The organism is Caballeronia sp. LZ062, from assembly GCF_031450785.1.
Classification (GTDB): Bacteria; Pseudomonadota; Gammaproteobacteria; order Burkholderiales; family Burkholderiaceae; genus Caballeronia.
On record NZ_JARTWB010000003.1, the window covers coordinates 435203 to 460591 of the forward strand.

The 25389-nt window shown below is 63.6% G+C and carries 20 protein-coding genes; 11 read left to right on the plus strand and 9 right to left on the minus strand.

The features are described from left to right. Window positions 1–18: 18 nt before the first annotated feature. From P9239_RS22160 to P9239_RS22175, 4 genes are all read left to right on the plus strand, one after another. Window positions 19–714, plus strand: coding sequence for an ABC transporter ATP-binding protein (locus tag P9239_RS22160; RefSeq protein ID WP_309754872.1), 696 nt, complete (start codon window positions 19–21; stop codon window positions 712–714). Beyond that, the gene (locus P9239_RS22165) at window positions 711–3272 is read left to right on the plus strand and encodes an FtsX-like permease family protein (RefSeq protein WP_309754874.1); all 2562 of its coding nucleotides are present in this window, start codon (window positions 711–713) and stop codon (window positions 3270–3272) included. Before P9239_RS22160 ends, P9239_RS22165 begins: the two co-directional genes overlap by 4 nt. Next, window positions 3272–4384: a carotenoid 1,2-hydratase gene (locus P9239_RS22170; RefSeq protein WP_309754876.1), complete on the plus strand. Its 1113-nt coding sequence runs from the start codon at window positions 3272–3274 to the stop codon at window positions 4382–4384. The genes P9239_RS22165 and P9239_RS22170 overlap by 1 nt, the downstream gene beginning before the upstream one ends. A 77-nt stretch (window positions 4385–4461) precedes the next feature. Further along, on the plus strand, window positions 4462–5676 hold the full coding sequence (locus tag P9239_RS22175) for a YeeE/YedE family protein (RefSeq protein WP_309754879.1): 1215 nt from the start codon (window positions 4462–4464) through the stop codon (window positions 5674–5676). A 3-nt stretch (window positions 5677–5679) separates the two neighbouring features. Here P9239_RS22175 and bluB read toward each other — a convergent pair whose 3' ends face one another. Next, window positions 5680–6327: a 5,6-dimethylbenzimidazole synthase gene (gene bluB / locus P9239_RS22180; RefSeq protein ID WP_309754882.1), complete on the minus strand. Its 648-nt coding sequence runs from the start codon at window positions 6325–6327 to the stop codon at window positions 5680–5682. 252 nt (window positions 6328–6579) lie between these two features. Between bluB and P9239_RS22185 the strand changes: the two genes are divergently transcribed. Then, on the plus strand, window positions 6580–7761 hold the full coding sequence (locus P9239_RS22185; protein ID WP_309754885.1) for a hypothetical protein: 1182 nt from the start codon (window positions 6580–6582) through the stop codon (window positions 7759–7761). 30 nt (window positions 7762–7791) lie between these two features. Beyond that, window positions 7792–8811: a polysaccharide deacetylase family protein gene (locus tag P9239_RS22190; RefSeq protein WP_309754889.1), complete on the plus strand. Its 1020-nt coding sequence runs from the start codon at window positions 7792–7794 to the stop codon at window positions 8809–8811. A gap of 9 nt (window positions 8812–8820) precedes the next feature. Here the strand turns inward: P9239_RS22190 and P9239_RS22195 are convergent, their stop codons facing one another. Further along, window positions 8821–9948, minus strand: coding sequence for a glycosyltransferase (locus P9239_RS22195; protein ID WP_309754892.1), 1128 nt, complete (start codon window positions 9946–9948; stop codon window positions 8821–8823). Window positions 9949–10838: 890 nt separating this feature from the next. Between P9239_RS22195 and P9239_RS22200 the strand changes: the two genes are divergently transcribed. Both P9239_RS22200 and P9239_RS22205 read left to right on the plus strand, forming a co-directional pair. After that, window positions 10839–11843, plus strand: a complete 1005-nt coding sequence (locus tag P9239_RS22200; protein ID WP_309754894.1) for a right-handed parallel beta-helix repeat-containing protein — start codon at window positions 10839–10841, stop codon at window positions 11841–11843. Window positions 11844–11932: 89 nt separating this feature from the next. Continuing rightward, window positions 11933–13015: an EpsG family protein gene (locus P9239_RS22205; protein WP_309754897.1), complete on the plus strand. Its 1083-nt coding sequence runs from the start codon at window positions 11933–11935 to the stop codon at window positions 13013–13015. Window positions 13016–13080: 65 nt separating this feature from the next. On the opposite strand, the gene P9239_RS22210 is transcribed toward P9239_RS22205, so the two are convergent. After that, on the minus strand, window positions 13081–14187 hold the full coding sequence (locus P9239_RS22210; protein WP_309754900.1) for a GNAT family N-acetyltransferase: 1107 nt from the start codon (window positions 14185–14187) through the stop codon (window positions 13081–13083). A 396-nt stretch (window positions 14188–14583) separates the two neighbouring features. On the opposite strand from P9239_RS22210, the gene P9239_RS22215 reads away from it, so the two are divergent. The 3 genes from P9239_RS22215 (at window position 14584) to P9239_RS22225 (ending at window position 17921) form a co-directional block, all read left to right on the plus strand. Next, window positions 14584–15768: a GNAT family N-acetyltransferase gene (locus tag P9239_RS22215; RefSeq protein ID WP_309754902.1), complete on the plus strand. Its 1185-nt coding sequence runs from the start codon at window positions 14584–14586 to the stop codon at window positions 15766–15768. Window positions 15769–16382: 614 nt separating this feature from the next. Then, the gene (locus P9239_RS22220) at window positions 16383–17489 is read left to right on the plus strand and encodes a hypothetical protein (protein ID WP_309754903.1); all 1107 of its coding nucleotides are present in this window, start codon (window positions 16383–16385) and stop codon (window positions 17487–17489) included. Window positions 17490–17690: 201 nt separating this feature from the next. Then, complete coding sequence (locus tag P9239_RS22225) at window positions 17691–17921, plus strand: hypothetical protein (protein WP_309754906.1); 231 nt, start codon at window positions 17691–17693, stop codon at window positions 17919–17921. 111 nt (window positions 17922–18032) lie between these two features. Here P9239_RS22225 and P9239_RS22230 read toward each other — a convergent pair whose 3' ends face one another. From P9239_RS22230 to tviB, 6 genes are read right to left on the minus strand one after another with little or no spacing between them, the layout of a single operon-like run. Further along, a complete protein-coding gene (locus tag P9239_RS22230) occupies window positions 18033–19229 on the minus strand; it encodes a glycosyltransferase (RefSeq protein ID WP_309754908.1) in 1197 nt (398 codons plus the stop codon). After that, entirely contained in the window at window positions 19226–20401 is a 1176-nt protein-coding gene (locus P9239_RS22235) for a glycosyltransferase family 4 protein (RefSeq protein ID WP_309754911.1), read from the minus strand. The genes P9239_RS22230 and P9239_RS22235 overlap by 4 nt, the downstream gene beginning before the upstream one ends. Continuing rightward, window positions 20398–21588 carry a glycosyltransferase family 4 protein gene (locus P9239_RS22240; protein ID WP_309754913.1) on the minus strand — a complete coding sequence of 397 codons (1191 nt, stop codon included), beginning with the start codon at window positions 21586–21588 and terminating at the stop codon, window positions 20398–20400. The genes P9239_RS22235 and P9239_RS22240 overlap by 4 nt, the downstream gene beginning before the upstream one ends. After that, window positions 21585–22955, minus strand: coding sequence for a lipid II flippase MurJ (murJ, locus tag P9239_RS22245; protein WP_309754915.1), 1371 nt, complete (start codon window positions 22953–22955; stop codon window positions 21585–21587). The genes P9239_RS22240 and murJ overlap by 4 nt, the downstream gene beginning before the upstream one ends. Before the next feature lie 10 nt (window positions 22956–22965). Beyond that, on the minus strand, window positions 22966–24057 hold the full coding sequence (locus P9239_RS22250) for an SDR family oxidoreductase (protein WP_309754919.1): 1092 nt from the start codon (window positions 24055–24057) through the stop codon (window positions 22966–22968). A 20-nt stretch (window positions 24058–24077) separates the two neighbouring features. Continuing rightward, entirely contained in the window at window positions 24078–25355 is a 1278-nt protein-coding gene (tviB, locus tag P9239_RS22255) for a Vi polysaccharide biosynthesis UDP-N-acetylglucosamine C-6 dehydrogenase TviB (protein ID WP_309754922.1), read from the minus strand. Window positions 25356–25389: the final 34 nt, after the last annotated feature.

The window sequence follows — 25389 nt, forward strand, 5'->3', positions numbered from 1 at the left end:
TACTCAGCGCGCTTGCCTATGACACGCCCCGCCCTGGAATGCCGCCGCCTTCACAAAACCTTTGGTCCCGGCAGAACCATTCTTGCAGGGCTCGACTTCACGCTCGGCTCAAGCGAATTCATCGCCATCATGGGCGACTCGGGCGTGGGTAAATCCACGCTGCTCAATCTCATTGCGGGCCTCGATGCGCCCGACAGCGGCGAGATCCTGATCGACGGCGTGCCTATCTCCGCGCTCAGCGACGAAGCCGCCACCAAGACCCGCCGCGAGAAGCTCGGCTTCGTGTTTCAGGCGTTTCACGTGCTGCCGCACCTCACGATGGTGCAGAACGTCGCGGTGCCGCTGCTGCTGAACGGCCTGCCGATCACGCCCGCGCACGGCATGCTGGCTGCCGTCGGCCTCTTCAATCGTCAGAACGATCTGCCGCGCCAGCTTTCCGGCGGCGAGCTGCAGCGCGTGGCCATCGCGCGTGCGCTCGTGCATCGCCCGCGGCTGATTCTCGCAGACGAACCCACGGGCAATCTCGATCCGCAAACCGCGCACGAAATTCTCGGCCTCTTCCACGCTGAAACCAAAGCGACCGGCGCAGCCGCCATCATGGTCACGCATTCGGAGGCCGCCGCAGCCTTCGCCGACCGCGTGCTGATTCTCGCCGACGGCACGCTGCACGAAGCCGCGTCGCTCACGGCGTTCAACGAGGCGCGCGCACGATGACGGCGCGCGCCGCCGGTCATCGCATGCTCTCGCGCTGGCTGCTCGGCGCGCAATGGCGCAGTCATCGCGGGCGCGCGCTCGTCGCCGTGCTGACGATTGCGCTCGGCGTCGGGCTCGGTTATGCGGTGCAGCTCATCAACAGCGCGGCCTTCAACGAATTTTCCGCCGCCGCGCGTAGCCTGTCGGGACAAGCGGACTTGCAGGTGCGCGGCGCGCAACAGTTCATCGACGAACGGCTTTACCCGATGCTCGCCATGCGAAAGGGCGTCGTGGTGGCGAGTCCCGTGCTCGAACTCGATGTCGCGGTGCCGAAGCAGAGCGCGCCGCTCAAGGTCCTGGGCATCGACGTGTTCCGCGCGAAGCGCATAGCGCCCGATCTGACCGGCGTGCCGGCTCCGCAGACGCCGCTCGATGTCTTGTCCAACGATGCCATCTTTCTGTCGCCCGCCGCGCAGCAATGGCTCAACGCGCGCGTGGGCGCGGACGTCGAACTGCAAAACGGCACGTCGCCGCTGCGCCTGCGGGTGGCGGGCGGCATTCTGCGGGCGTTACCGGGGCAGCGCATCGGCGTGATGGACATCGCCGCGGTGCAGTCGCGCTTCGGCGTGCAGGGGCGGCTCTCGCGCGTGGACCTGCAACTCGCGCGCGGCATGGACCGCGAAGCGTTTCGGCGCGCGTTGCAGGACGAACTGGGCGCGCGTTTCGTCGTCGCCGAGACGCGCGATACCGAGAGCCGCACGGACAGACTTTCGCGCGCGTACCGCATCAATATGAACGTGCTTGCGCTCGTCGCGCTTTTCACCGGCGCGTTTCTCGTCTTTTCGACGCAGGCGGCGGGCGTCGTGCGGCGCCGAGCGCAATTCGCGATGCTGCGCGTGCTCGGCATGACGCGCGGCCAGCTCGTGCGGCAGATCATGTCCGAAGGCGCGCTGCTCGGCGTGACGGGCGCGGTGCTCGGCATTGCGCTGGGATTCGCGGTCGCGGGGCTGGCGCTGCGCTTTTTCGGCAGCGACTTAGGCGGCGGCTATTTCCCCGGCGTGCAGCCGCGCGTGCACTTCGAGCCGGTCTCGACGGCGATTTTTCTCGCGCTCGGCCTGGGCGTCGCGCTCGCGGGCACGTTCGTTCCGGCGCTCGAAGCCGTCCGGGCGCGCCCCGCGCCGGCATTGAAAGCCGGCAGCGAGGAAGCGGCGCTCTCGCCGCTTTCGACGCCGTGGCCCGCGCTCGCCTGCCTCGCGGCGGGCGCGGCGCTGACGCAGGCGCCACCCATCGACGATGCGCCTATCGCCGGTTATCTCGCCGTCGCGTTTCTGCTGGTCGGCGGCATTGCGCTGATGCCGCGGCTCACGGCAATCGTCTTCGGCGCTGCGGGCGCGAGCTACGCGTGGCTGCGCCGCAAGCGCAGCCCCAGCGCGGTCGGCACGCTCGCGCTCGCGCGGCTCGCGAATGCGCCCGGCCAGGCGTCTATCGCCATGGGCGGCGTGCTCTCCAGCTTCACGCTGATCGTCGCGATGGCCATCATGGTGGCGAGCTTTCGCATTTCGGTGGTGGACTGGCTGGAGCATCTGCTTTCCGCCGATGTCTATGCGCGGCTCGCATCGACCGGCGATACCGGCGGCCTCACGCCGCAGCAGCAGGCCCAGATCGCCGCGACGAACGGCGTGGCGCGCGCGGCGTTTTCGCGCTCGTCGCAGGTGACGCTCGATGCGTCGAAGCCGCCGGTCGCCGTCGTCGCCCGCGAGATCAACGGCTCCGATCCCGGCGCGATGCTTCAGATGACCGGCGCGACACTGCCGCCCGAAGCGTGGCGCGCGGACGAAACGCCCCTATGGGCGTCCGAGGCGATGGCCGATCTGTACGGCTATCGCATCGGGCAACGCGTGACGCTGCCGCTCGGCGGCGCGGACGACCATTTCGTGGTGGCGGGCATTTGGCGCGATTACGTGCGGCAGACCGGCGCGCTGCAGATGCGGCTTTCGGACTACCGGCGGCTGACGGGCGACATGGGCGCGACCGAAGTGGCCATCACGCTGCGCCCGGACACATCGGCGGGACAGGTGATCGCGGCGTTGCAAAACCTGCCGTTCGGCGACGCGCTCGAATTCTCGCAGCCCGGCGACATTCGCGCCCGCACGCTGACCATCTTCGACCGCAGCTTCGCGGTGACGTACTTGCTGGAAGCGGTGGCGATCATGATCGGCCTCTTCGGCGTGGCCGCCACGTTCTCCGTGCAGACGCTCGCGCGCTCGCGCGAATTCGGCATGCTGCGGCATGTGGGCGTGACGAAGAAGCAAATACTCGGGCTGCTCGCATCGGAAGGCGGCCTTCTGACGCTGCTCGGCATCGCGATGGGCTGCGTGCTCGGCTTCGCCATCAGCCTCGTTCTGGTGTTCGTGGTCAACCCGCAATCGTTCCACTGGACGATGTCGCTGCACATACCGTGGACCATGCTGATCGTCATCGGCTTCGTGATGCTGGTGTCGTCGTGTACCACGGCGGTGCTGGCGGGGCGGCGCGCCGTATCGGTCGATGCAGTGCGCGCCGTGCGGGAGGACTGGTGATGCGCTGCTTCAGCTTCTTCATCGCGACGTTTTTGACGCTCGCCGCGCTCGTATCAACCGACGCACGCGCTGCCGATGCGACGTTCGCGGCCGTCGTGCCGGGGCGGGGCATCGACTGGCCGCAGGACAGCGGCGCGCATCCGGAATACCGCACGGAATGGTGGTACGCGACCGGCTGGCTGCAGACGCCGGACAAGAAGCCGCTCGGCTTCCAGATCACGTTCTTTCGCTCGAACACGGGCAAGGGCGGCGGCGGGGCGTTCGATCCGTCGCAGGTGATCGTCGCGCACGCCGCGCTTTCCGATCCGGCGTTCGGGCGGCTCGTGCACGATCAGGACATCGCGCGGCAGGGCTTCGGCCTCGCGTATGCGGCGAACGGCAACACCGACGTCAAGCTGGACGCGTGGCGCATGGTGCGCGAGGCCGATGGGCGCTACACCGTGAGCGCGGACGCTGCCGGATTCGCGCTGCATCTCACGTTCACGCCGACGCAGCCGCCGATGGTTCAGGGCGAGCGCGGGTATTCGCGCAAGGGGCCGTCGCCGGAAGAAGCGAGCTATTACTACAGCGAGCCGCAATTGCAGGTGACGGGAAGCGTCACGCGGCCATCGGCGAAAGGTCAGGGCGAAACCGTCGATGTGAGCGGCGGTGCGTGGCTGGATCACGAGTGGTCGAGCACCTTGCTTCCCGCCGACGCCGCCGGCTGGGACTGGCTCGGCGCGAATCTCGACGACGGATCGGCGCTGATGGCGTTCAAGGTCCGCAGCCGCGACGGCCACGCGGTCTGGGCGCACGCCGCACTGCGCGGCCCCGGTGGCCAGGCGACGCAGTTCGGCCCCGGCGACGTCGAATTCACGCCGGAGCGCCAGTGGCGCTCGCCGCGCACGAACACGCGCTATCCGGTGGCGATGACCGTGCGCGTCGGCGCGATGCGCTGGCGTCTTGCGCCCCTCATCGACGATCAGGAACTGGACTCGCGGGAATCGACCGGTGCGGTGTACTGGGAGGGCGCGGTGACGGTGACGGGCGATGGCCAGGCCGCAGGCAAAAGCGGACGCGGCTATCTGGAACTGACGGGCTACGGCAAAGACGCCGAAGCAGGTAAGCATTGACGAAGCGGCCGCCAGCAAGAACCCCGGAATAGGCCGACAATATAGGGGTTTACGCAAATTCACCGCATCGAACCATCATGTCCGACTTAGCCAGTTCCTATCCTCGCCGCACTGAGATCAACCCGAAACCGCTGACCGTCGCCGGCCTGCTGATCCTCGCGGGCGCGCTCTATCTCGCGCAGACCGCCGGTGCGCGTCAGGCCGCGTTGTATGTGGTCGGCGCGCTGCTCGGCGTCGCGCTCTATCACGCCGCGTTCGGCTTCACTTCCGCATGGCGCGTTTTCATCGCCGATGGCCGCGGCGCCGGGCTGCGCGCGCAGATGCTGATGCTCGCCGTGGGCGTCGCATTGTTCTTTCCCGCGTTGTCCGCTGGGTCGCTCTTCGGTATGCCCGTGACCGGGCTCGTGTCGCCGGCGGGAACGTCGGTGATCGTCGGCGCGTTCCTGTTCGGCATCGGCATGCAGCTGGGCGGCGGCTGCGCATCCGGCACGCTGTACACCGTCGGCGGCGGCAGCACGCGCATGATCGTGACGCTCGCCGCGTTCATCGTCGGATCGGTGATCGCGACCGCGCACATGCCTTTCTGGACCGGCCTGCCTTCGTTGCAGCCGATTTCCCTCGTCAAGTCGATGGGTCTCGCGCCCGCGCTCGCGCTCAACTGGGTCGTGTTCGCGTTGATCGCGGCGCTGACTGTCGTTATCGAGAAACGCCGGCACGGCAAGCTCGTCGCCGCGCATGTGCAGCCCGCGCACACGTCGCCGTGGCTGCATGGTCCGTGGCCGCTTCTCGCGGGCGCGCTCGCGCTCGCGGTGCTCAACTTTGCGACGCTCGCGCTGTCGGGCCGGCCGTGGGGCGTCACGTCCGCGTTCGCACTGTGGGGCGCGAAGGCGGCCTCGGCCATCGGCTTCGATGTCGCCAGCTGGCCGTACTGGATGAGCAAGCCCAACGCCGCGACGCTCGCCGCGCCGATCTCGCACGACGTCACGTCCGTGATGGATATCGGCATCGTGCTCGGCGCGATGCTCGCCGCCGCGCTCGCGGGCCGTTACGCGCCGGTGTGGCGCGTGCCGATGCGCTCGCTGATCGCCGCGATCGTCGGCGGGCTGCTGCTCGGCTACGGCGCGCGGCTCGCGTATGGATGCAACATCGGCGCGTACTTCAGCGGCATCTTGTCGGGCAGTCTGCACGGCTGGCTGTGGCTCGTGGCGGCGTTCTTCGGCAATGTGCTCGGCACGCGGTTGCGCCCGCTCTTCGGACTCGAAGTGGAACGCGTCAGACCGACGGCCTGCTGATCTTCAACGCGGCGGCCAGCGGTTCTCAAAGACGCATTCTTCCCTGGGCCGGCGCGTGGCCCAGCCTTCGGTTTCCAGCATCGGCGCGTCGTAGAACTGCTCGACGTGTCCGACGCAGAGAATCGCCACCGGCCGCGCGCCCGGCGGCATCGCGAGCAGTTCGGCGATTTCCTGCGGATCGAAAAGCGACACCCATCCCATGCCGATGCCTTCGACGCGCGCCGCGAGCCACATGTTCTGAATGGCGCAGGCGACCGACGCGAGATCCATCTCGGGCAGCGTCCGGCGGCCGAACACGTGGCGCTCGCGCCCGTCCATCAGCGCCATCACGAGCACTTCCGCGCAATCGCGCATGCCTTCCACCTTGAGCCTCATGAACGCGTCGCGCCGCTCGCCGAGCGCGTCCGCCGTCAACAAGCGCTCGCGCTCGACCGCCGCCTGAAGCTGTGCGCGGACCTGCGCGCACGTGATCCGTACGATGCGCCACGGCTGCATGAAGCCGACGCTCGGCGCATGCAAAGCGGCATCGATGAGCCGCTGCATCACGGCCGGCGCGACGGGATCGCTCACGAAATGCCGCATGTCGCGGCGCTCTTCAATGGCGCGATATACGGCGTTGCGTTCCGCTTCGCTGAAGGTGTGGTTGTTCATCGGTATGGGAGGCGTGCGCGGTAGCGCCACTGTATCCGCATCGCCCGATACTGCACAGCCGGCGTTCATGAAAAACTTGCCGTGACAAGCGGGCGGCGCGCACCTGCCATTTCACCCACGGTGCGGTAGCCCACCTTCGCAGCCATGAAAATCAGCGAACATGCGCGAGGCTGTCCGGAACACTCGCCTGACCGGAGTCAGTCTGCCGCCGAGACACGCCGGGCTGGGTCGACACATCGTCTGGAGATCGCCATGTTCAACGAACTCGTGCTGCGCCGCGGTGTACGCTGGATGCTGCTTGTCGTGATGTATTACGTGGTCGCGGCGGCGTCGTACAACGGTTATTTCACGAAGTGGCAATTCCGCGATCAGACGCCGGAGTGGGCGCTGCCCGCAATGCTCGACGGCACGATCGATCGTCCCTTCGTCTATCGCCAGTTGCTTCCGATGCTCGCGAACGGCGTCGAACACGCCATGCCCGCAAAGCTCAAGGCGCGAGTCGACGGGCTGCTGATGGACGACAACCGCACGCATCATCCGATCACGTGGTTTTATCCGAGCGCTTCGGATGCGCGCAACCCGCAATACGCGCTGCGCTATTACCTGATCTTCGGCATGTCGTTCACGGCGTTTTTTCTCGCGATGTTCGCGATGCGCGCGGTGTGCATGACGCTGCAGGCAAACAGAACGGCAAGCACGCTCGCACCGATGGCGCTCGCCGTGATATTCCCGCTGATATTGACCGACGGCGCGTATTTCTACGACTTCCCCGAACTGCTCTTCATGATGCTCGCGGTGTGGCTCGCGGCGACGGGCCGTACCTTATGGCTGATTCCGCTCACGGCTATCGCGACGTTGAACAAGGAGTCGTTTCTCTTTTTCACGCTGACGCTCTTTCCGTTTCTTCACGCGCGAATGTCGTTGAGCCGTGCGCTGACGTTGCAGGCGGTGATGCTGGCAATCGCGGGCGCCATCAATCTCGCGGTCAAGATGAAATACGCGGCCAATAGCGGCGATGTCGCGCAGTTTCACCTCTTCCATAACTTCGACTTTCTGATTCATCCGCTGAGCTATCTGCGCTTCGAATACAACTATGGCGTCGTGATGTCGAAGGGTTTCAACGTCATCAACATTGTGATTGCCGTCGTCTTGCTGCGTTCGGGATGGAGCAAACTGCCGCTCGTGATGCGCCGTCATGTCTGGATTGCGCTTGCCGTGAACGTGCCGCTTTTCATCACGTTCGGCTTTCACGACGAGTTGCGCAATCTGAGCATGTTGATCGTGGGCCTGCTCATGATTCTGTGCGTGAACATTGCGCTCGTGCTGGCCTACGAACGCGCGGGCGCGACTGTGGACGCAGAGAACGATGCGCTGGCCACGCCGCAATCCGCGCCATTACGCGAGCGAGGCGCGATGGCGCGCTCGGCCCGCTAACGGCCCGCTTTCCTGTCGAGAAGCCGACCCATGACCTTCGATCACGGCGTGTTCACCGTTTCTCTCGATTTCGAGTTGCTTTGGGGCGTGCGCGAAACGCGTACCATCGAGAGTTATGGCGAGAACCTGCGCGGCGTGCGGCGCGCCATTCCCGAGATGCTTCGCGTGTTCGGTGCAAGCGGCATTCACGCGACATGGGCGACCGTAGGTTTTCTCTTTCATCGCGATGTCGCGGAACTCAAGGCGAGCCTGCCCGATGCGCGGCCTCGATACACGCGCGCGGGCATATCGCCTTATGAGTACATCGACGCGGCGGACACGCTTGATCCGCTCTATCACTTCGAGCCCGATCTCATCGCGCGTATTGCGCGGCAGACGGGACAGGCCATCGGCACGCATACCTATTCACACTACTATTGTCTGGAAGAAGGGCAGGGCCTGCGCGAGTTCGAAGCCGATCTCGCCTGCGCGGTCGAAGTCGCGCGCCGGGCGGGCGTGTACGTGCGAAGCATCGTGTTTCCGCGCAACCAGTGCAACGACGCGTATCTCGCGGCGCTCGCGCAGTTCGGCGTGCTGTGCTATCGCGGCACGCAGCATGGACACGCCTACGCCGCGTCCGACAAGGCCGGTCAGAGCCGCTGGATGCGCGCGACGCGCCTGCTCGACGCGTACGTCGACGTCTCCGGCCACAATACTCATGCGCTGGAAGACTGTTATCGCTCGATGCCGTTCAATTTTCCGGCGAGCAGCTTCCTGAGGCCGTATCGACGCAAATCCGCGTGGCTCGACGGGCTGCGCCTCAAGCGCATCACCGACGCGATGACCTACGCCGCGATCAACAAGCGGCTCTACCATCTGTGGTGGCATCCGCATAACTTCGGGCGCGATACGGCGCAGAACATCGCGTTCCTGCAGCGCATTGCGGATCACTACGCGATGTTGCGCGACAGATACGGCTTCGTGTCCCTGAACATGGAGGAACTGTGCGCGCTCGCCGCCCGGCACCGGACCGACGAGCCCGCTTACGTTACGTCCGAGGCGGCGTCGTAAAACGGCCGCCTAGCGCCGCGTTTCCTGCGACGTGGCTGGCGTGATCGTCGAATGGCCGGCGAGGAAGCGCGGCGTCCTGAAGTGCACGATGCACGCGTAAAACCACACATAGACGCTGACGAAAACGAGGTCTGTCGCGAACAGCACGACCGGTTGATTCCAGAATAGCGACGCCGGCACGACACCCACCGAGCACAGCACCCAGAGATACGGCGACGTGCGCGCATTGCGGCGCGCGCGCTGACGCACGTCGCGGTAATCCGCGCCCTTGAGCGCGATGCGCCGATACACCAGCGTATGCAGATGCACGCCGTCCGGTTCGCTGACCGGCCGTCCCCGCACCAGCTTGCGCCGGTAGATCGAGAAGACGGTCTCGAAGAGCGGATAAATGGCGACGACGGCCGCGTACCACGCCGACACCGTGGGGTGCCGCGCAATCAGGAGTACGAGCAATTCGGCCATGACGAAGCCGATGAAGTACGCGCCGCCATCGCCTAAGAAGATGGCCGCGCCCGGATAGTTCCATACGGCGAAACCGAGTATCGTGCCGATCATCGTGAGCGCAACGCTCATGATGAGCCAGTCGCCCACTTGATGCGCGACATAGCCTATCGAGCCGAAGATCAGGATCGACGATACCGACGCGAGGCCGTTCATGCCGTCGATCAGGTTGATCGCGTTGGTCAGCCCGGCCACGGTGAGCACGGTAAGCCCGATGGCAAGCGGCATGAGCGCGAGACCGCGATCGACGATAGGCAGGTCCACGCGCCCGACGACCGCGTTCAATGCATACACGCCGCCGATTGCGCCGGCCATCGCCGCCAGAAGCCGTGCACGCGGGCTCACGCGTTTGGTGAGGTCTTCCGCGCATCCCGCGAGAAACGGTAGCCCCGCGCACGAAAGGAGCAGCAACGACTCCCCGCGCGGATTCGCGCCGAATATGCCGCCCATGACAAAGGTGACACCCGTTCCTCCTATGATTGCGATGCCGCCGACGCGCGGCACCGGAAAGGCGTGATTTTTCTGTACTCCGGTCAGATCGTTGTCGAGCCATCTCGATCCCGCATGGCTCGTGTACTTCACGATCAAAAGAGTCAGACAAAACGATGAGAGGCAGCCGAGGGCAAGGTTCAGCATTGTCGTTTGCTCATTTTGTCAACAGTGCGGACAGTCATTCGGTCAAGGTATGCAGGTGCTCACGTCGGCCGCCGTTTCGTCAGAGGCCGTGCATATTAAGCAGGTGCAACAGTCCGGTTTGGCAAAAACGGCAAACCGAAAACTAAGGTCTCCGAAGTCCCATTTGTTTTGAAGAGCGTTTTTTATGATTAATCAGGGATTTCCCGCGCATACGAAGCTCTTTGGAGTCCGAATATCATCGCGCGGCTCGCGATTTAAGTGACCAGTTTTTTTGTTGACGAAATGTTGGCTAGGCCGCGTAGTGCTCCAAAATTGGCGGGTCGCAACAGCCTTCTTTTGTGCTTTAGCGATGTGGCCGACATAACATATGTCGATGCCATGACAAGCGAACGATCATGCGATGTCATTAGCAGTCCAATAGGGAGCGGTATAACGGGGCTAAGCGCTTGCCCCGGAGGTCGTCGCCGACTGCGCTGCCACCATCGCGACGCTGGAAGGAATTCAACGTCGTGCACAGTTCGCCCCGATATACAGGTTGTCCCTAATGGTTGCGGGCTTTCCATGTTTAGATCACGAAAACGGTGCAGAAGCGCGCGTTGAAGAGCCCTAGTCCGATACGGGTTCAGGCGTGAATCGCAATACCGATTAACCGCGCTCGCGGCGCGGTAAGATCTTAAGGAGTGCGCCCGATAATCCACGTTGATACGCCGATGAGGAACGAAAACACACCGCGTGATTGAATCCTTCCGACGAAACAAATATCGACAGATTCGGCGCAGCGGAACCGCTTTCTTCCGGGCGGCGCGCAGGCGGTCGACCCCGCGTATAAAGGTGATAACGCACATTCCGTTTGACTTATTCCACGACGCAGCGCGCACGCGCCCAACGCCATGCATACAAGAAGACTCGCGCTCAAGATGATTGCTTCAGGCGTTCTCATCAACGCGTTCGAAGAACGTCCCGCGTGGGGCGGCGACACTGTCGATGCCAGCGCGTTCGGTGTGAAAGGCGACGGCGTAAGCAATGATCGCGTGCCGCTTCAGAAGGCCATCGACGCATCTGTCGGCAAGACACTGCTTATCAGCGGGCGGTGCCGCATCGACTCGGGCGGCATCGAACTGCGAAGCGGATCGCGTGTCCGCTTTCGCGCGGGAGCGTCCATCAAGCTGCTACGGCATGACACGCCGTTCTATCAGATCGTCCGCATCTGGGACGTGAACGACGTCGTTCTGGAAGGCGCGATGCTCGACGGCAGCAAGGAGCTCAATGCCGCGCCCGCGAAGACGCATGAAGAGGGCTACGGCATGGGCATTTCGGTGGCGGGCAGCTCGAACGTGACGATTCGCTCGGCGACGACCATCGGATGCTGGGGCGACGGCGTGTACATCGCGAACAGTTATCGGCCGAGCGCCACGGCGCCGGATGGCATCCGTCTGATAGATCATCGTGCGGTCGGCTGCCGGCGACAAGGCGTGTCGATTATCAGCGGCAAGAACATCACCATCGAGCGCGGCGTGTGGGAAGACATTGGCGGCACCGCGCCGTCCGCGGGACTCGATATAGAACCGAATTCGAATCAGGATGTTCTGGAGAATATTCGCGTTGTCGATCCGGTCACGCGCCGTTGCAAGATCGGCATTCTCGTCTTTCTAGCGCAGTTACCCGGACCGAGAGCCAAGAATGTCGATATACAAATCTCGGGTCATCGCGATGAAAACTCGGCAGATAACGCATTCAGTGTTTCAGGACTCGATACGAAAGGCTGGACCGTTAAAGGACGCGTATCGAGCCGTGCGCCGACTTGGGTGAATTCCCGGCTTGCGTCCGTGGAAAATGTCGATTACGACAAGCGCGGTCCCGCCGTCGTCGTGACGGACCTGCGGCTTATCCGATAATCGCATTCGCTCGTTGTGTGACAACGTACAGACGCGTTTCGTGCGCCGCCGCACGCTCGATAAACGAAACGATCTTCGGGAATCCTTAGATGAAAGCACGGGCAATGCGATTAGGCGGCGCGCATATCACGCGCAGCGGGCATCGGACGCAGAACTTCTTCTCGACGCCGAGCGGCTGGGCGTTCATCGCTATTGCATTGGTGATCCTGTATTTGATGGCGACGAGCCCGCGCAATGTTTCCACGCTGCTCGATCAGGACAATTACCTCGAATACTTTCGCCGCACGACGTGGGACTGGTTCGTCAGTTCCTATCATCAGCGAAGCTCGACGCTCGCTTTCGTCATAAGCACCGTGACCGAGGAATTCGGCTGGCGCGCATGGGTCGTCGGACTGAATGCGCTCGGCTTGTCGCCCGAAACCGGCGTGCGCGTGACGGTCGTGCTGCTGAATGCGGTGATTTTCATTGCGCTGCTGGAAACGCGCAGGCCGCTGGTCGGCATCTGCCTCTGGGCGCTGGTGCCGATGGCGCTCGCCACGGTCGGCACATTCCAGATTCGTCAGGGCATGGGCTTTTCCATCGCCATGCTGTTTTCGCTGCGTTATCAGCGGCCGGTGACGGGCTGGTTACTCGCGAGTTTCATCCACACGACATTTGCCATACCCGCGTTGCTGCTCGTGGCCATTCGTGCGTGTGGCGAGCGTCGCCGGCTTTCGTTCATTTGCGCGGGCGTGACGGCCTTCGTGCTCGTGTCGTCAGCGGGATTTCTGTTCCGTAACTTCGGCGGCAGACGAATCGACGAATATTCGGGCTATCAGGACGACTTCACGATCAAGCTCGTTATCTTGCTCGTGGTCTATTCGACCGCGTCTATCGTGATGCTTTATTCGGAATGGAAAAACAGACCGAACGCGCGCGCGACCGTCTGGACCGAACTGGCGACCATGCATATCGTCCTCGTGTTCTATCTGGTGCTTGCGTTCGCGTTGTTTCCGTTCGGCAAAGGGCGCGTCTGGTACTGCGTCCAATTGCTATTGCCGTTTATTGTTGCGCACCTGCGCTTTCGAAACGCGTTCTCGATCTGGTGGACGGCGGGCGTCTTGCTGGTGCTGTCCGCCGAGATGGCCAAGAGTTATCTCGAGGGCGTCTATGCGTATTTCATCGGGAGCTAGGGCGATCGAAGCGGTTCGTCATCGGCTCTTAACGAAGCCGGTGACGAACGCATGGGAGAAGTGAATCACGCCTTTTCAGGCGAGAACTTGCGTAGCCGTTTAGCGCCTGTTTTCGTCGCGGTCTTTTCGCCGCGCAGCACCGTGCGCAACGCGCCGAAGTCCGCGCGCACTTTCTCGATCTCGTAACGCGTGACGAGACGGCCGCCGAAGCCCGACAGAAAGTCGAGAATGCTCGCGGTCGAAATTCCGTCGAGATCGAAGAGCAGCTTGCGCTCGCGGGCCACGCGCGCCGCTTCCCAGATCAACAGACTCACTGCGCCGCCATGCGCTTCAGTGAGCCGCGAAGAAAGCAGGTAGTACAGCGCACGATCGTCCCATACCAGGGCCGTCTCCGCCATGAGCGCGCCTTTGTCGTCGAATGCACCGAGCAGCACGCCCGAGTCGTGCTGGAGCACTTCGCCGAGCAGGCGACGCATGATGTTCGAGCCGTACACGTTGCTGCGTTTTCGCACGGCGAGATTGCCGTCGTAGAAGCGCGTGAAAGCGTCGGGGCTGTCGATCTCGCGAATCGTGAGCTGCTCGCTCGCGCGACGCACCCAGTTGCGCGTGTTGCGGCGCAAGCCGGACCAGGCCTCGCTTTCGGTTCGCTCGGCGGGAATCTCCATCGTGTAGCCGACCGACACGTCGTAGCCATGCAGCGTGAACGCAATGGCTTCGGCTTCGGACATACGCGTGTCCATCAGTTGATGGAAGTGCGCGGTAGGCGGAAGCTTCGCGATCAGCTGGTTCGTAATATCCATGCGATAACACCACTCGCGCTCCGCGCCGCCCGACTTCTGCGGCTTGATGACGGGACCGAGCGTGCGTGTCATCGGAGGCAAAGCTGAAATGCGCCATATGCCCTTGCGCTCCAGCGTATAAGGCATCTCACCGATGACTTCATCGTTCTGCCTGACTTCGGCGACGCCCCATCTGCCGTCGGTGACGGCTTCGAGCCACCACGGTTCATGGAAGATAGATCGGGTGAAAGCGCCTTGCGGTTTCGCGTTGTCAGCCGTGCTCTTGACGCTGCTATCTTTGGCTTTCGCTTTGGGCTTGTTGGGCTTCGGTTTGGCTGGCCGGGGATTCGTCGTAACAGGTGAAGCGCTGACGGAATAGCATTCGTTATCCATTGTCCCTCACAACTCGGTTCATGATAGCCATGGGCTAACTACGGGCTTGCGGCAGTATCAGGATCAGGCGGTCTGCGCGCTATTCGACAACTTTCCGATGCTGGCGTGACCGGATGGAAAGCGTGATGCCGAGATCGAATGCCATAAGAGGCAATGCACATCTTTTGACGATGTCAAGTCTAGACGTCGTTCGACGTATTACGGAGTTTTACAGCAGGGTATTGAGCATTCGCGTGAACCACTGTACGGCATCGCACGTTGCGCCCCTTGCTTCGCAATGCAAGATTTCATGCGCAGGACAGCCAACGGATTAGCACTTGCGTGCTGCTTGTCGAAATCCTGTCGACTTGTAACGATACGGGCGATCCTAAACCACGTACGGGATTGGGCACATTCATGATTGCACCAGCATTGCAAATCGAAGTTATTAAAGCACCTGAAGAGTTCAATGCATTGCAGCACGAGTGGGAAGCGCTCTGGCGGCGCGCCAGAGGGCGTCATCACGAATCGTTCGCGGTTGCGTGGCTAAGCTGGGAGTGCGTCGCCAAGCCGCTCGGGCGTGCGCTTCGCATCATCGCAGTCCGTAGCAATGGACGGCTCGTGGCGGTCTGGCCGCTCGTTCGTTCGCGCAACCGCCTGTGGACCATCTTGCGTCCGCTGAGCCCGGAATCCGCAGACTATACGACCGTGCTTGCCGATCCGGACTACACATCGTTCCAACTGACCGAAGCCGTATGGCGCGCGGTGCGGGAGCAATGTCCGTCCGACATCGTGCTGCTTCCTTATCTGGATCGCGACGGTGATCTCTATCGGCTTGCGTCCGCGCACGACGGGGTGATGATTGCGAATGAGCATCCGTATGCCGTCGCGCGGCTCTCGCGCGAGAGAGACTGGGAGACGTTCGCCGCGTCGCTCGGCACGTTGTCGGGAAAGAAGCCCGGCGCATTGCTCAGGCGTCTCGAGCGGCAAGGCAAGGTCGACATCCGCATTCTCGGTCCGGCCGACGCCGACGACAACGCGCGAATGGTCGACTGGATGCTCGCCTGCAAGCGCGGTTGGGCAGAGCGCGTCGACAAGAAGGGCGCGTGGCTCTACTCGCCGCTATTTCGCAACTATCTCGTCGCCATCCTGAATCGTCCGCCGGGGCCGGACGGTCAGCCGAGCGCGCGCATGATGGTGTTGAAGCTCGATGACAGGCCCATCGCGGCAAACATGATCGGCATGGGGACGGACAGCATCCTTGGCGCGATGGGCGGCTTCGACCGCCAGCACAGCAAGCTCGCGCCGGGCGCCGTCACCACCGAGGCGTGGGTTCGCTGGGCTATCGAGAACCGCCTGGACTTCGATCTCGGGGTGGGGTCGGAGAGCTTCAAGCCGTATTGGAGCAAGGGAAATGTCGCGGTCGCGGTAAGCCTTCAAATCGCGCAGTCGCCGTGGGGGCGCGTTGCATTCGCGATGCAGGACGGAATGGCGAAACTCGCGGCGATCCGCAGCGGCTTGCGCCGCCCCGGTGCTAACGAATCATCGGGAAAAGATAAGGACGGCTCAGTCGAAACCCGCCTAGGCGAGACTGCCAAATAATCTGAGTATTCGCCGCCGCCCAGATTATCAAGCAATTAACCAGGCGGGCGGCCGATTATCTCAGACGAATAACGCTAGCAATAATTCCACATTTCCTCATATGAGAAAACCGTCGTCTTTGAGCGACGACGGATTAATTTCGCCATTCGCGCGAAATTAATTTGAATCGTCGGACGTAATTCCCCGCGTTTTCCCGAATCCTTTGCCAGGTGTGCGATCCACGCGCACGGGCGTCCTCGACATTTCGACTTGTCCCCGCTAGTTCGTTACAGCTCGTTACGAAACAATGCTTATTGTCATACAAGGTTATGTATCATACGAGCCCGGTATCGGTATTAGATACCATGCTCCGCGAGCGTTATAAAGTAAGTTCGACCGGAATAAAGGTGCGCGCGGGTTTTGGGCAATCAGGCTTCCGATCAATCCGCCCAAGCTTTCCCGTCCGAGAAACCGGTCTTCGACGAACGTTCTTTCCTAGTCGCCTATCAATAACGTCAAGCACAATGCCTTTTTCCAAGAAAACCGTTAATTCCTTCCTTCCGCAAACCACTCTCAAAACCGCTTCGCAAACAGTCTCGGAACTTGAGAACGGCGTTTTCACGCGCCGCAAGTTCGTGACCGCGCTTGTCATGGGCGCCGGCACGGCGGCACTTGCCGCGTGCGGTGGCGGCAGCAGCGCCGACGACCTCGCCGCAACCGACAAACGCTGGCGGCGCGCGTCGAGCGCCTCGAGCGCGTCGGCGGCGTCGAGCACCAGCGTGGCATCGGCGACGCAGGCTACGGCAACCTCCTCGACCTCGGGCACCGTCGTCGATGCAAGCTCGTTCGGCGTGAAGGCCGACGGCGTGACGAACGACCGCATCGCGCTGCAAAAGGCGATCGACGGCTCGGTCGGCAAGATCCTCTTGATTTCGGGCAAGGTGCGCATCGATGCGGCTGGGCTCGATCTGCACACGAATTCGCATCTGCGCTTCGCAAGCGGCGCGTCCATCAAGCTGCTCGCGCACAACACGCCGAGCTATCAGATCCTGCGCGTGAACGACGCGGACAATGTTCAGATCGAGAACGCGACGCTCGACGGCAGCAAGGAGCTGAATTCCGCCACGAACGATCCGAACGACGGCGGCCAGGGCATGGGCATCACCATCGCCGGCAGCACGAACGTGACGATCACCTCGCCGACGACCATCAACTGCTGGGGCGACGGCATTTACATCGGCAACTCGTATCGCACGGTAACGAAGCCGAGCAGCGGGGTCACGATCACGAAGCACGTCGCGACGGGCTGCCGCCGCCAGGGTGCGACCATCACGAGCGGCAGCAACATCACGTTCGATACGCCGACGTGGACGAATATCGGCGGCACCATGCCCTCGGCGGGTCTCGACATCGAACCGAACAACAACAACGCAGTCCTGCAGAACATCAAGGTCATCAGCCCGACGACGAACAGCTGCCATTACGGTATTCTCGTGTATCTCGGCGCGTTCCCCGGTCCGGTCGCCAAGGTCGTGTCCATCGACATCACGAACCATCACGACAACGCGTCGAATCATGTGGCATACGAGGTCGGCGGCCTGCAACTGAACGGTCATTCGGTCACGGGCCATATCAGCAGCGACAACCCGGTGTACCTCCACTCGGCGTTCGGCTTCAGCAAGACGGACTGGGATAACGCCGGTCCGACGGTCGAAGTGACGAACATGACTTATACGCGTTAAGCGCGCGCAGCACGCCTTTGCCGTGGACAGGAGAGCCGGCGATTCGTCCGGTTCTCCCGTTCGTCGACTGTCGGTGGTTTCCAATCAGCATCGAAAGCCTAAACTTCCACGGAAAAATGCCGAAAACTTAAGGCATGGATGGTGCTCTAAAAGGGTGGCCCGAGTGCGGTTGACCTGGGCATCGAATCGTCTGGAGAGTGCATGGATTTCGCCACTACTGTCGGCACGATCGCGTTTTTCGCTGTCGTCGCGCTGGCCTTGCTGGCGCTGGCTGAGGTGCTGCTGCCGTCGCGGCGGCGCAACCGTCGGGATTCGGAGAACGCGGAAGCGTCGTCCGGATTTTTCGGCGGCATGCGTTCGCGGCTGCACAAGCCGGGGCCGCTGAAGCCTAACGAAGCGGCTCAGTCGTCGCGCTCGCATCACTCCGACTGACGCGCCGTGCAGTTTTTGCACAGCCCGCGCAGCATCGGGTTCAACGCAGCCATCTAGTCTCAATCGTCAGTCTGTCGGCGTGCGCGCAACAGCGCGCGCTGCTCGTGTCGCCTACGCATTGAGCCTTTGAGCGCGCGGTCCTCGCGGCATCGCGCTCGTGCGGCGATACGTCTCTTCGTAACGACGCCAGGTCGCGTCGATCGAAAACTGTCGCTCGATCCGCTCGCGAGCCGCCCGTCCCAGCCCAGCGCGTTCTTCGCCGCTTAACGTCAGCATGGCGAGGAGCGCGCTGGCGAGCGCGTCCGCGTTCTGCGGCGGCGCGATGAAACCCGTTTCGCCGATGAGCCACGCCGTATCGCCCACGTCCGTCGCCACACACGGCACGCCGCAGGCCATGGCCTCGCCGACGACCGTCGGCAAGCCTTCGCTGCGCGACGAGAGGCAGAAGACGTCGAGCGCCGCGAGCGTCGTTTGCGGGTCCTGCAAGGGGCCGAGCAAGCGGCAGGCTTGCGCGACGCCGGCCTCGCGCAGACGCGCGGCGAGTTCGCCGTTGGTCTCGTCGAGACCGCGCCCGGCCATCACGAAGCGGCAATGCGGCAGGACGTCGAGCACGCGGCGCATGGCGGCGATGAAGTTCGGATAGTCCTTCACGGCGTGGTATCGCCCGACAATCCCGACGACCGGCGCGTCCGCCGCGAAGCCGAGCGCGCGGCGCAACGTCGAGCGTGCCTCCGGCATCGGCCTGAAGAGATCGGTTTCGAAGCCGTTCGGAATGACCATCATCTTGCGCGCGCAGTAGCCGCCAGCCGCGTGCGAGCGCCTCGCCGCCTCGCCGCAGCAGATGATCGAATCCGGCACGCGCGCCGAAACAAGCGCGCACGCTTTCGTGACCCAGCGCGTCATGCGGCTGCTGCCGGTCGAGCGCAGATCCGTATGGTGGATGCCCCAGACGAGCGCGGCGCGCGGCGCGCGCATTCCGCGCATGCGTCGCCAGGCGTTGGCCGCATGCAACGCGAGGCCGCCGAGCAGATCGCCGTGGTACAGCCACGTCTGCACGACATCGGGGTCGAGTTCGTCGAGCCAGCGAACGAGCGTCGCGAACTTGCGCGGACCCGGCGCCCCGCGGCGCATGCCGAGTATGCGCACCTCGGCGCCCGCCTCCCGTATGCGCGCGGCCAACGTATCTTCCGATGAAAGCGAAATCACGGTATGCCGTGCGCCCGTGCCGTGAGACGCACGTATCAGCCGATAGAGCAGCATCTCCGCGCCATCGACCGGCAGCGCGGTGATCACATGCACGATCTTCACGGCGCAATGTGCAGCGACGAAGGCGCGCGTTCCGGCGCGGGCGCGAGCGTGCGATACACGCCGATGGTCCTGTCGAGCACGATCGCTTCGTCGAACTCGCGCAACGCCTTGTCGCGTGCGGCGATGCCGAGCCGGCGGGCGAGCGCGCGATCGTCGTCGAGCAGGCGGATCGCGGCGGCGAGCGCGGTGGCGTCGCGCACAGGCACGACGAGCCCGTCCTCGCCGTTGCAACTGACCACTTCGCGACATCCGGGCGCATCTGTCGTGATGAGCGGCAGCGCGCACGCGGCTGCTTCGATCAGCGATTTCGGCAGACCTTCCCGATAGCTCGGCAGCACCATCACGTCGGTTTCCGCGAGCAGGGCGGGCATGTCGCTCACATGACCGCGCCATTCCACGAGACCTTCGGCCACCCAGCCTTCGATGGTCGAGCGATCGATGGAAGCGGGGTTTCCCGCGTCCGGCATCCCGGCGAGAACGAAGCGAAGCGTGCGGCCTTCGCGCTTGAGCATGCGCGCGGCGTCGATGAATTCGGCGATGCCCTTGTCCCACAGCATCCGCGCGGCGAGCAACACGCGCAGCGGCTCCGACGAGAGCGGCGCGTCGTCCGGACGCGCCTTGAAGCGCGAGCAATTCACGCCCGAGCCTTTGATCAGATGAACCGCTTTGTCGTCGACGAGGCGCGCGGTCTTGAACATCGCCACGTCGTCGGGATTCTGGAGGATGAGCGCGCAGTCGTCGCCGTCGAGCGCGAGGCGCAGCACGCGGCGAACGAGCGGGCGCAAGAGCCGCGCCTTCATGTCGCGGCTCGTGAACACGTAGCCCAGGCCCGCCACCGAGTTCACGCGCGCCGGCACGCCGGCCAACTTCGCGCCCAGCGATCCGTACACCGCGCTCTTGATCGTGAATCCATGCACGAGCGCGGCGTCTTCCTCGCGAAAGAGGCGTGCGAGCCATAGAACCAGAGTCAGTTCGCGCAAGGGATTCAGGCTGCGACGGATCATCGGCACCGCGCGCCAGCGAAAGCCGAGTTCGCAGAGCTTCGGACCGTATTCACCGGGCGGCGAGATCAACACGACTTCGTGGCCCATGTCGCGCAACCGGTAAGCCAGCGACAGGCGGAAGTTGTAGAGATACCAGTCGGTATTCGCAAACAGGATGACTTTGTTCATGGCCTCGTCCCATGCAGCGTGGTTGTGCCCCGACGATTGCGGACGTTCGCGCTCTGCGGCGCGTGAATGCCGGCCGCCCGCACACCGACGCGTTCGAAGAGCGCGTCCCAAAGTCTCAGCACCGCATCGACCGAATACCGTTCGCGGATCGACTGCGCGCCTTTGCGTCCCAGTTCGGCGCGCAGCCTTTCGTCGCCGAACAGACGGGCAAGCGCGGCGGCGAGCGCGTCGCGGTCGTTCGGCGGCACGAGCAGCGCGTCTTCGCCGTTGCGCGTAACGTCGCGCGGGCCGCTCCGGCAATCGACCGCCACGGCGGGCACGCCGAGCGCCATGCTTTCGGCGAGCGCGAGCCCGAAGCCTTCGAAGCGCGACGACATCGCGAATGCCTGCGAGCGCCGCATCTCTGCCCACGGATTGTTCGTGACGCCCGGCATGAAGATGCGTTCGCGCAGTCCGTGACGGTCGATCAGCGCCTGAAGCGCCGCGCGTTCGGCGCCTTCGCCCCAGATCGTCAAGTCCCACTGCGGAAAGCGCGCCGCGATCGACGCAAACGAATCTATCAGTAATCCATAATATTTCTGCGGATGAAGACGCCCGAACGACGTGAGGCGCATCCGTCCGTTCTCGCCCGTAACGGCGAGAGGCGTCGGCTCGCGGAAGAGTTCGGGCGGCAGCGGATTCGGCATGACCGCCATGTGACGCACGCCGGGCACCATCGCCCGGAAGGGTTGCACGACATTCTCCGTGAGGACCGTGACCGCGTCCGCGTGCGGATAAGCGAGACGTGTAGCGAGCCGCCAGAACAGCGGACGCCCGTCCACGGACGGATCGTTGTGCTCGCATACGATGAGCGGCACGCGCTGCCCGAGCGACGCAAGCACGCCCGCGACGTTGACGTTATACAAAAAGCACACGACCACATCGGGCCGGCTTTCGCGGATGACCGCGCGCAAGGCGCGCTGGCGGGCGAGATAGCCGAGCGCGCCGCCGCGCGGCTTCGTCACGCGGTCCGCGAGCTGCACGAAGCGCACTTTGTCGGAGAGTGCGTAGAAGCAGGGCGTGCTTCGGCGATAGGTGGCGACGAGCGTGACGGTGTCGCCGCGATCGCTCCACGCGTTCACGAGCGTCGCCGCGACGCGCTCGGCGCCGCCGCTTCCCATCGAACTCACGAGCAGCGTGATGTTCATGCGATCAGGTCTCCGGTGCGGCACGCGGGCGGCACGCGCCTCGCGATGATCATCGACAGGCAGAACACCGCTGCGTGCATCATTCCGGTGGCGAGCAACACGCCCGGCATGCCGATCCAGCGCGTGAGCACCACGTTGGCTATCACCTTCACGACGAACGCGAGCGCCGTGACGACCGCCATGTCCTTGTAACGCCCTTCGACGGACAAGAGGTTCATCATCACCAGCGCCGCGAAGTAGAAGGGCAACTGCACGAGCGCATAGCGCATCAGTTCGGCGACGAGCATCGTGTTGCCCGCCGTGAATGCGCCGCGCTGAAAGATCACCTGCACCATCCACGGCGCGAGCGGGTAAGCCACGACAGCGCACAGCGTGCCTGCGCCCAGCATCAGCAAGGACCACTGGAACGCCGTTTGCCGTGCGCGCGTGACGTCGTCCTTGCCGAGAATGTCGGAGAGCACGGGCAGCGTGCCCTGCGCGATGGCGAGCGCGCCCATGCTGATGAGCAGGCCGAACACGCGGTTCGCGTAGCCGAGCGTGGCGACCGCGCCATCGCCCAGATGCGCGACGAAGTATTGATCCAGCGCGGGCGAGCACGATACGACAAGCTGTCCCAGCATGAAGACGCGCACCGCGTGATAGATGGGCTGCCAGCGGTGCGAGCGGAAGGTGAGCGAGAGGCGCGCGTAGTGGCCTTCCACCTTGCCGCCGAGCGGCCACACTACCAGCACGAAGACGGCATAGCCGAGCAGCGTGCCCCACATGAGCGGCACCATCGCGCTTTTTTCCGTCATGAACAGCACGAGCAGCAGCGTCATCACCGCCGGCAGTCCGTCGAGCAGCGTGCCGATATGGCGCTCTTTCGACTGCAAACGCGTGCCGTACGCGGTCTCGATCATGATGAGTACCCCGATGGGCGCCATCACCAGCAGCATCTGACGCGCCATCTCCCTCGTCGTCACGGAGAGGCCGCCCGCCATGAATTGGAGGGCATACGGCCACACGAGATAGAGAATCGCGGTGAAGAGAACGCCGACGACCATTGCCCACGCGACCAGTTCACCCAGAAACTGCGACTCTTCTTTCGCCGACTGGCGGCGCAACTCCACGAATGCGGGCACGAGCACGATGGCGAACACCGCTGAGCACGCACCGGGCAGCCAGGACACGAGCGTCAGCGTGATCTGATACGCATCCACGACGTGACTGATGCCGTAGCGATAAGCGATCACCATCTCCTTGGCCGCGCCCGCACATCGCCCGAGCAGGACGAAGACGGCGACCCGCGCCATCCCGCGTGCGGCGCGCAGGTGATCCGGGTGAAGCTGTAGAAGCCGTTCCCTCAATGCCGCGAATTGTGAGATCAACGCAGAGGCCTCATGGTCCGCCGCCTGCGGCCGAAAGCGCCCGTGCGCTGATTGGCTCGCGGTCAGCTTGTTCTGAAAGGAAGCGGACATACCAGGGCATGGCTCTCTCGATGCCATCCGCGAAAGCGATCTTGCGCCCGTAGCCGAGCAGACGCTCGGCCTTGGAAACATCGGCTTGCGAATGGCGCACGTCGCCCGCGCGGAACGGCCCGTACTCGGCTTCCCGGCGGCTCTCGATGCCATGCGTGGCGAGCGCCCGCTTGAGTGCTTCGTGTAACTGCTTGAGCGTCGTGCGGTTCCCGACCGCGACGTTGTACACCTGTCCCTTCGCCTCCGGCTCGGCCATGGCGGCGAGGATGTTCACCTGCACGACGTTGTCGACATAACAGAAATCACGGCTCGTTTCGCCGTCGCCGTTGATCGTGATGACGTCGTCTTCGATCAGCGCAGCGGTCCACTTCGGAATGACCGCCGCATACGCGCCGTCCGGGTCCTGACGTTTGCCGAACACGTTGAAATAGCGCAGACCCGTCGCACGAAAATCATAGGTGCGCGCGAAGACCGACGCATACAACTCGTTCGCATACTTGGTCACGGCATACGGCGAAAGCGGCTGCCCGATGCGGTCCTCGACCTTCGGCAAGCCGGGATGGTCGCCATAGGTGGAACTCGACGCGGCGTACGTGAAGCTCTCGACGCCCGCTTCGCGCGCGGCACACAGCATGTTGAGAAAGCCGCTCAGGTTGACGTCGTGCGTGGCGATGGGATCGCGCACCGAACGCGGCACGGAGCCGAGCGCCGCTTCGTGCAGCACGTGATCCACGCCTTCGAGCGCGGCCTTGCAGTCCGCGATGTTGCGGATATCGCCTTCGATGAAACGGAACCGCCGCCACTGCCGCTCATCGACGAGGCCGCGCACTTCGTCCAGATTGCGCCGGTGGCCGGTGGCGAAGTTGTCGAGGCCGATCACGCGTTGATCGAGCGCGAGCAGGGCTTCGAGCAGATTCGAGCCGATGAAGCCGGCCACGCCGGTGACGAGCCACGTCTGCGGCTTCTCGCGCAACGCTTCGCATACGGTTTCGTATCGGTCGAGGTCGGGCATCGTCGTCGTCCGTGAAGGCGTCACAGGCGCAAATCGCTCGCGTCGGCGGGAAGGACGTATTTCAGGTCGTACACCACATGCTGGGCCTTGCCGAAAGCATGCAGCGCGTCCGCGCCCATTTCCGCGAATTGTCGATGCGACACGGCCACGATGATCGCGTCGTACACGCCTTTCGCGGGTTCTTCGATCGGCTGGATGCCGTATTCATGGAGCGCGTCTTCGCGCGAGATCCACGGGTCGTACACATCGACGGTAGTGCCGTATTGCTTCAACTCCGTGACGATATCGACCACGCGCGAGTTGCGCATGTCCGGGCAGTTTTCCTTGAACGCGAGCCCCATCACGAGCACGCGCGCGCCGGGAATATAGATGCGCGCCTTGGTCATCGCCTTCACGAGCTGCGAGACCGCATAGCTGCCCATGCTGTCGTTCAGGCGCCGTCCCGCCAGAATGATTTCGGGGTTGTAGCCGATGGATTGCGCCATGTGCGTCAGATAATACGGATCGACTCCGATGCAATGCCCGCCGACGAGCCCGGGCCTGAAATTGAGGAAGTTCCACTTCGTGCCGGCCGCGAGCAGCACGGCTTCAGTGTCGATGCCCATCTTGTTGAAGATGATCGACAACTCGTTCACGAGCGCGATGTTCACGTCGCGCTGCGTGTTCTCGATGGCCTTCGCCGCTTCCGCCACGCGAATGCTGCTCGCCTTGTGCGTGCCGGCCGTGATGATCTGCCGGTATAGCTCATCCACCGCGTCCGCGACTTCCGGCGTCGAACCGGACGTGACCTTCTTGATGTCCGGCAGGCGATGCAGCTTGTCGCCCGGATTGATGCGCTCGGGGCTGTAGCCCGCGAAGAAGTCCACGTTGAAGCGCAGTCCCGACACGCGCTCCAGCACGGGCACGCATTCCTCTTCGGTCACGCCGGGATAAACGGTCGATTCGTAGATGACGACATCGCCCGGCTTCAGCGCCGTGCCGATGGTTTCGCTCGCGCGCAGCAGCATGCCGAGATCGGGGCGCTTGTGCCGGTCGATCGGCGTCGGCACGGTGGCGATGAATACGGTGCAGTCCTTGAGTGCTTCGCGGTCGTCGGTGAAAGCGAGCGAACTCGCCGCGCGCAGCTCTTCGTCGGACACTTCGAGTGTCGCGTCGTGCCCTTCGCGCAGCGAGTCGATGCGATGCCGGTTCACGTCGAACCCCACGACTTCATGATGCTTGCTGAACTCGACGGCGAGCGGCAGGCCGACATAGCCGAGCCCGATCACGGCGATCTTCTGGTCAGTAAGCGAACGCATGACGGTTTCTCCAGTCTCGAAGCAACGCTTGGTT

Coding starts and splice junctions, on each gene's coding strand:
- P9239_RS22205 (WP_309754897.1), top strand. CDS start 11,933: ATGAAAGCACGGGCAATGCGATTAGGCGGCGCGCATATCACGCGCAGC.
- P9239_RS22190 (WP_309754889.1), top strand. CDS start 7,792: ATGACCTTCGATCACGGCGTGTTCACCGTTTCTCTCGATTTCGAGTTG.
- P9239_RS22165 (WP_309754874.1), top strand. CDS start 711: ATGACGGCGCGCGCCGCCGGTCATCGCATGCTCTCGCGCTGGCTGCTC.
- P9239_RS22225 (WP_309754906.1), top strand. CDS start 17,691: ATGGATTTCGCCACTACTGTCGGCACGATCGCGTTTTTCGCTGTCGTC.
- P9239_RS22170 (WP_309754876.1), top strand. CDS start 3,272: ATGCGCTGCTTCAGCTTCTTCATCGCGACGTTTTTGACGCTCGCCGCG.
- P9239_RS22240 (WP_309754913.1), bottom strand. CDS start 21,588: ATGAACATCACGCTGCTCGTGAGTTCGATGGGAAGCGGCGGCGCCGAG.
- P9239_RS22215 (WP_309754902.1), top strand. CDS start 14,584: ATGATTGCACCAGCATTGCAAATCGAAGTTATTAAAGCACCTGAAGAG.
- tviB (WP_309754922.1), bottom strand. CDS start 25,355: ATGCGTTCGCTTACTGACCAGAAGATCGCCGTGATCGGGCTCGGCTAT.
- bluB (WP_309754882.1), bottom strand. CDS start 6,327: ATGAACAACCACACCTTCAGCGAAGCGGAACGCAACGCCGTATATCGC.
- P9239_RS22200 (WP_309754894.1), top strand. CDS start 10,839: ATGCATACAAGAAGACTCGCGCTCAAGATGATTGCTTCAGGCGTTCTC.
- P9239_RS22195 (WP_309754892.1), bottom strand. CDS start 9,948: ATGCTGAACCTTGCCCTCGGCTGCCTCTCATCGTTTTGTCTGACTCTT.
- P9239_RS22210 (WP_309754900.1), bottom strand. CDS start 14,187: ATGGATAACGAATGCTATTCCGTCAGCGCTTCACCTGTTACGACGAAT.
- P9239_RS22175 (WP_309754879.1), top strand. CDS start 4,462: ATGTCCGACTTAGCCAGTTCCTATCCTCGCCGCACTGAGATCAACCCG.
- P9239_RS22250 (WP_309754919.1), bottom strand. CDS start 24,057: ATGCCCGACCTCGACCGATACGAAACCGTATGCGAAGCGTTGCGCGAG.
- P9239_RS22185 (WP_309754885.1), top strand. CDS start 6,580: ATGTTCAACGAACTCGTGCTGCGCCGCGGTGTACGCTGGATGCTGCTT.
- P9239_RS22235 (WP_309754911.1), bottom strand. CDS start 20,401: ATGAACAAAGTCATCCTGTTTGCGAATACCGACTGGTATCTCTACAAC.
- P9239_RS22160 (WP_309754872.1), top strand. CDS start 19: ATGACACGCCCCGCCCTGGAATGCCGCCGCCTTCACAAAACCTTTGGT.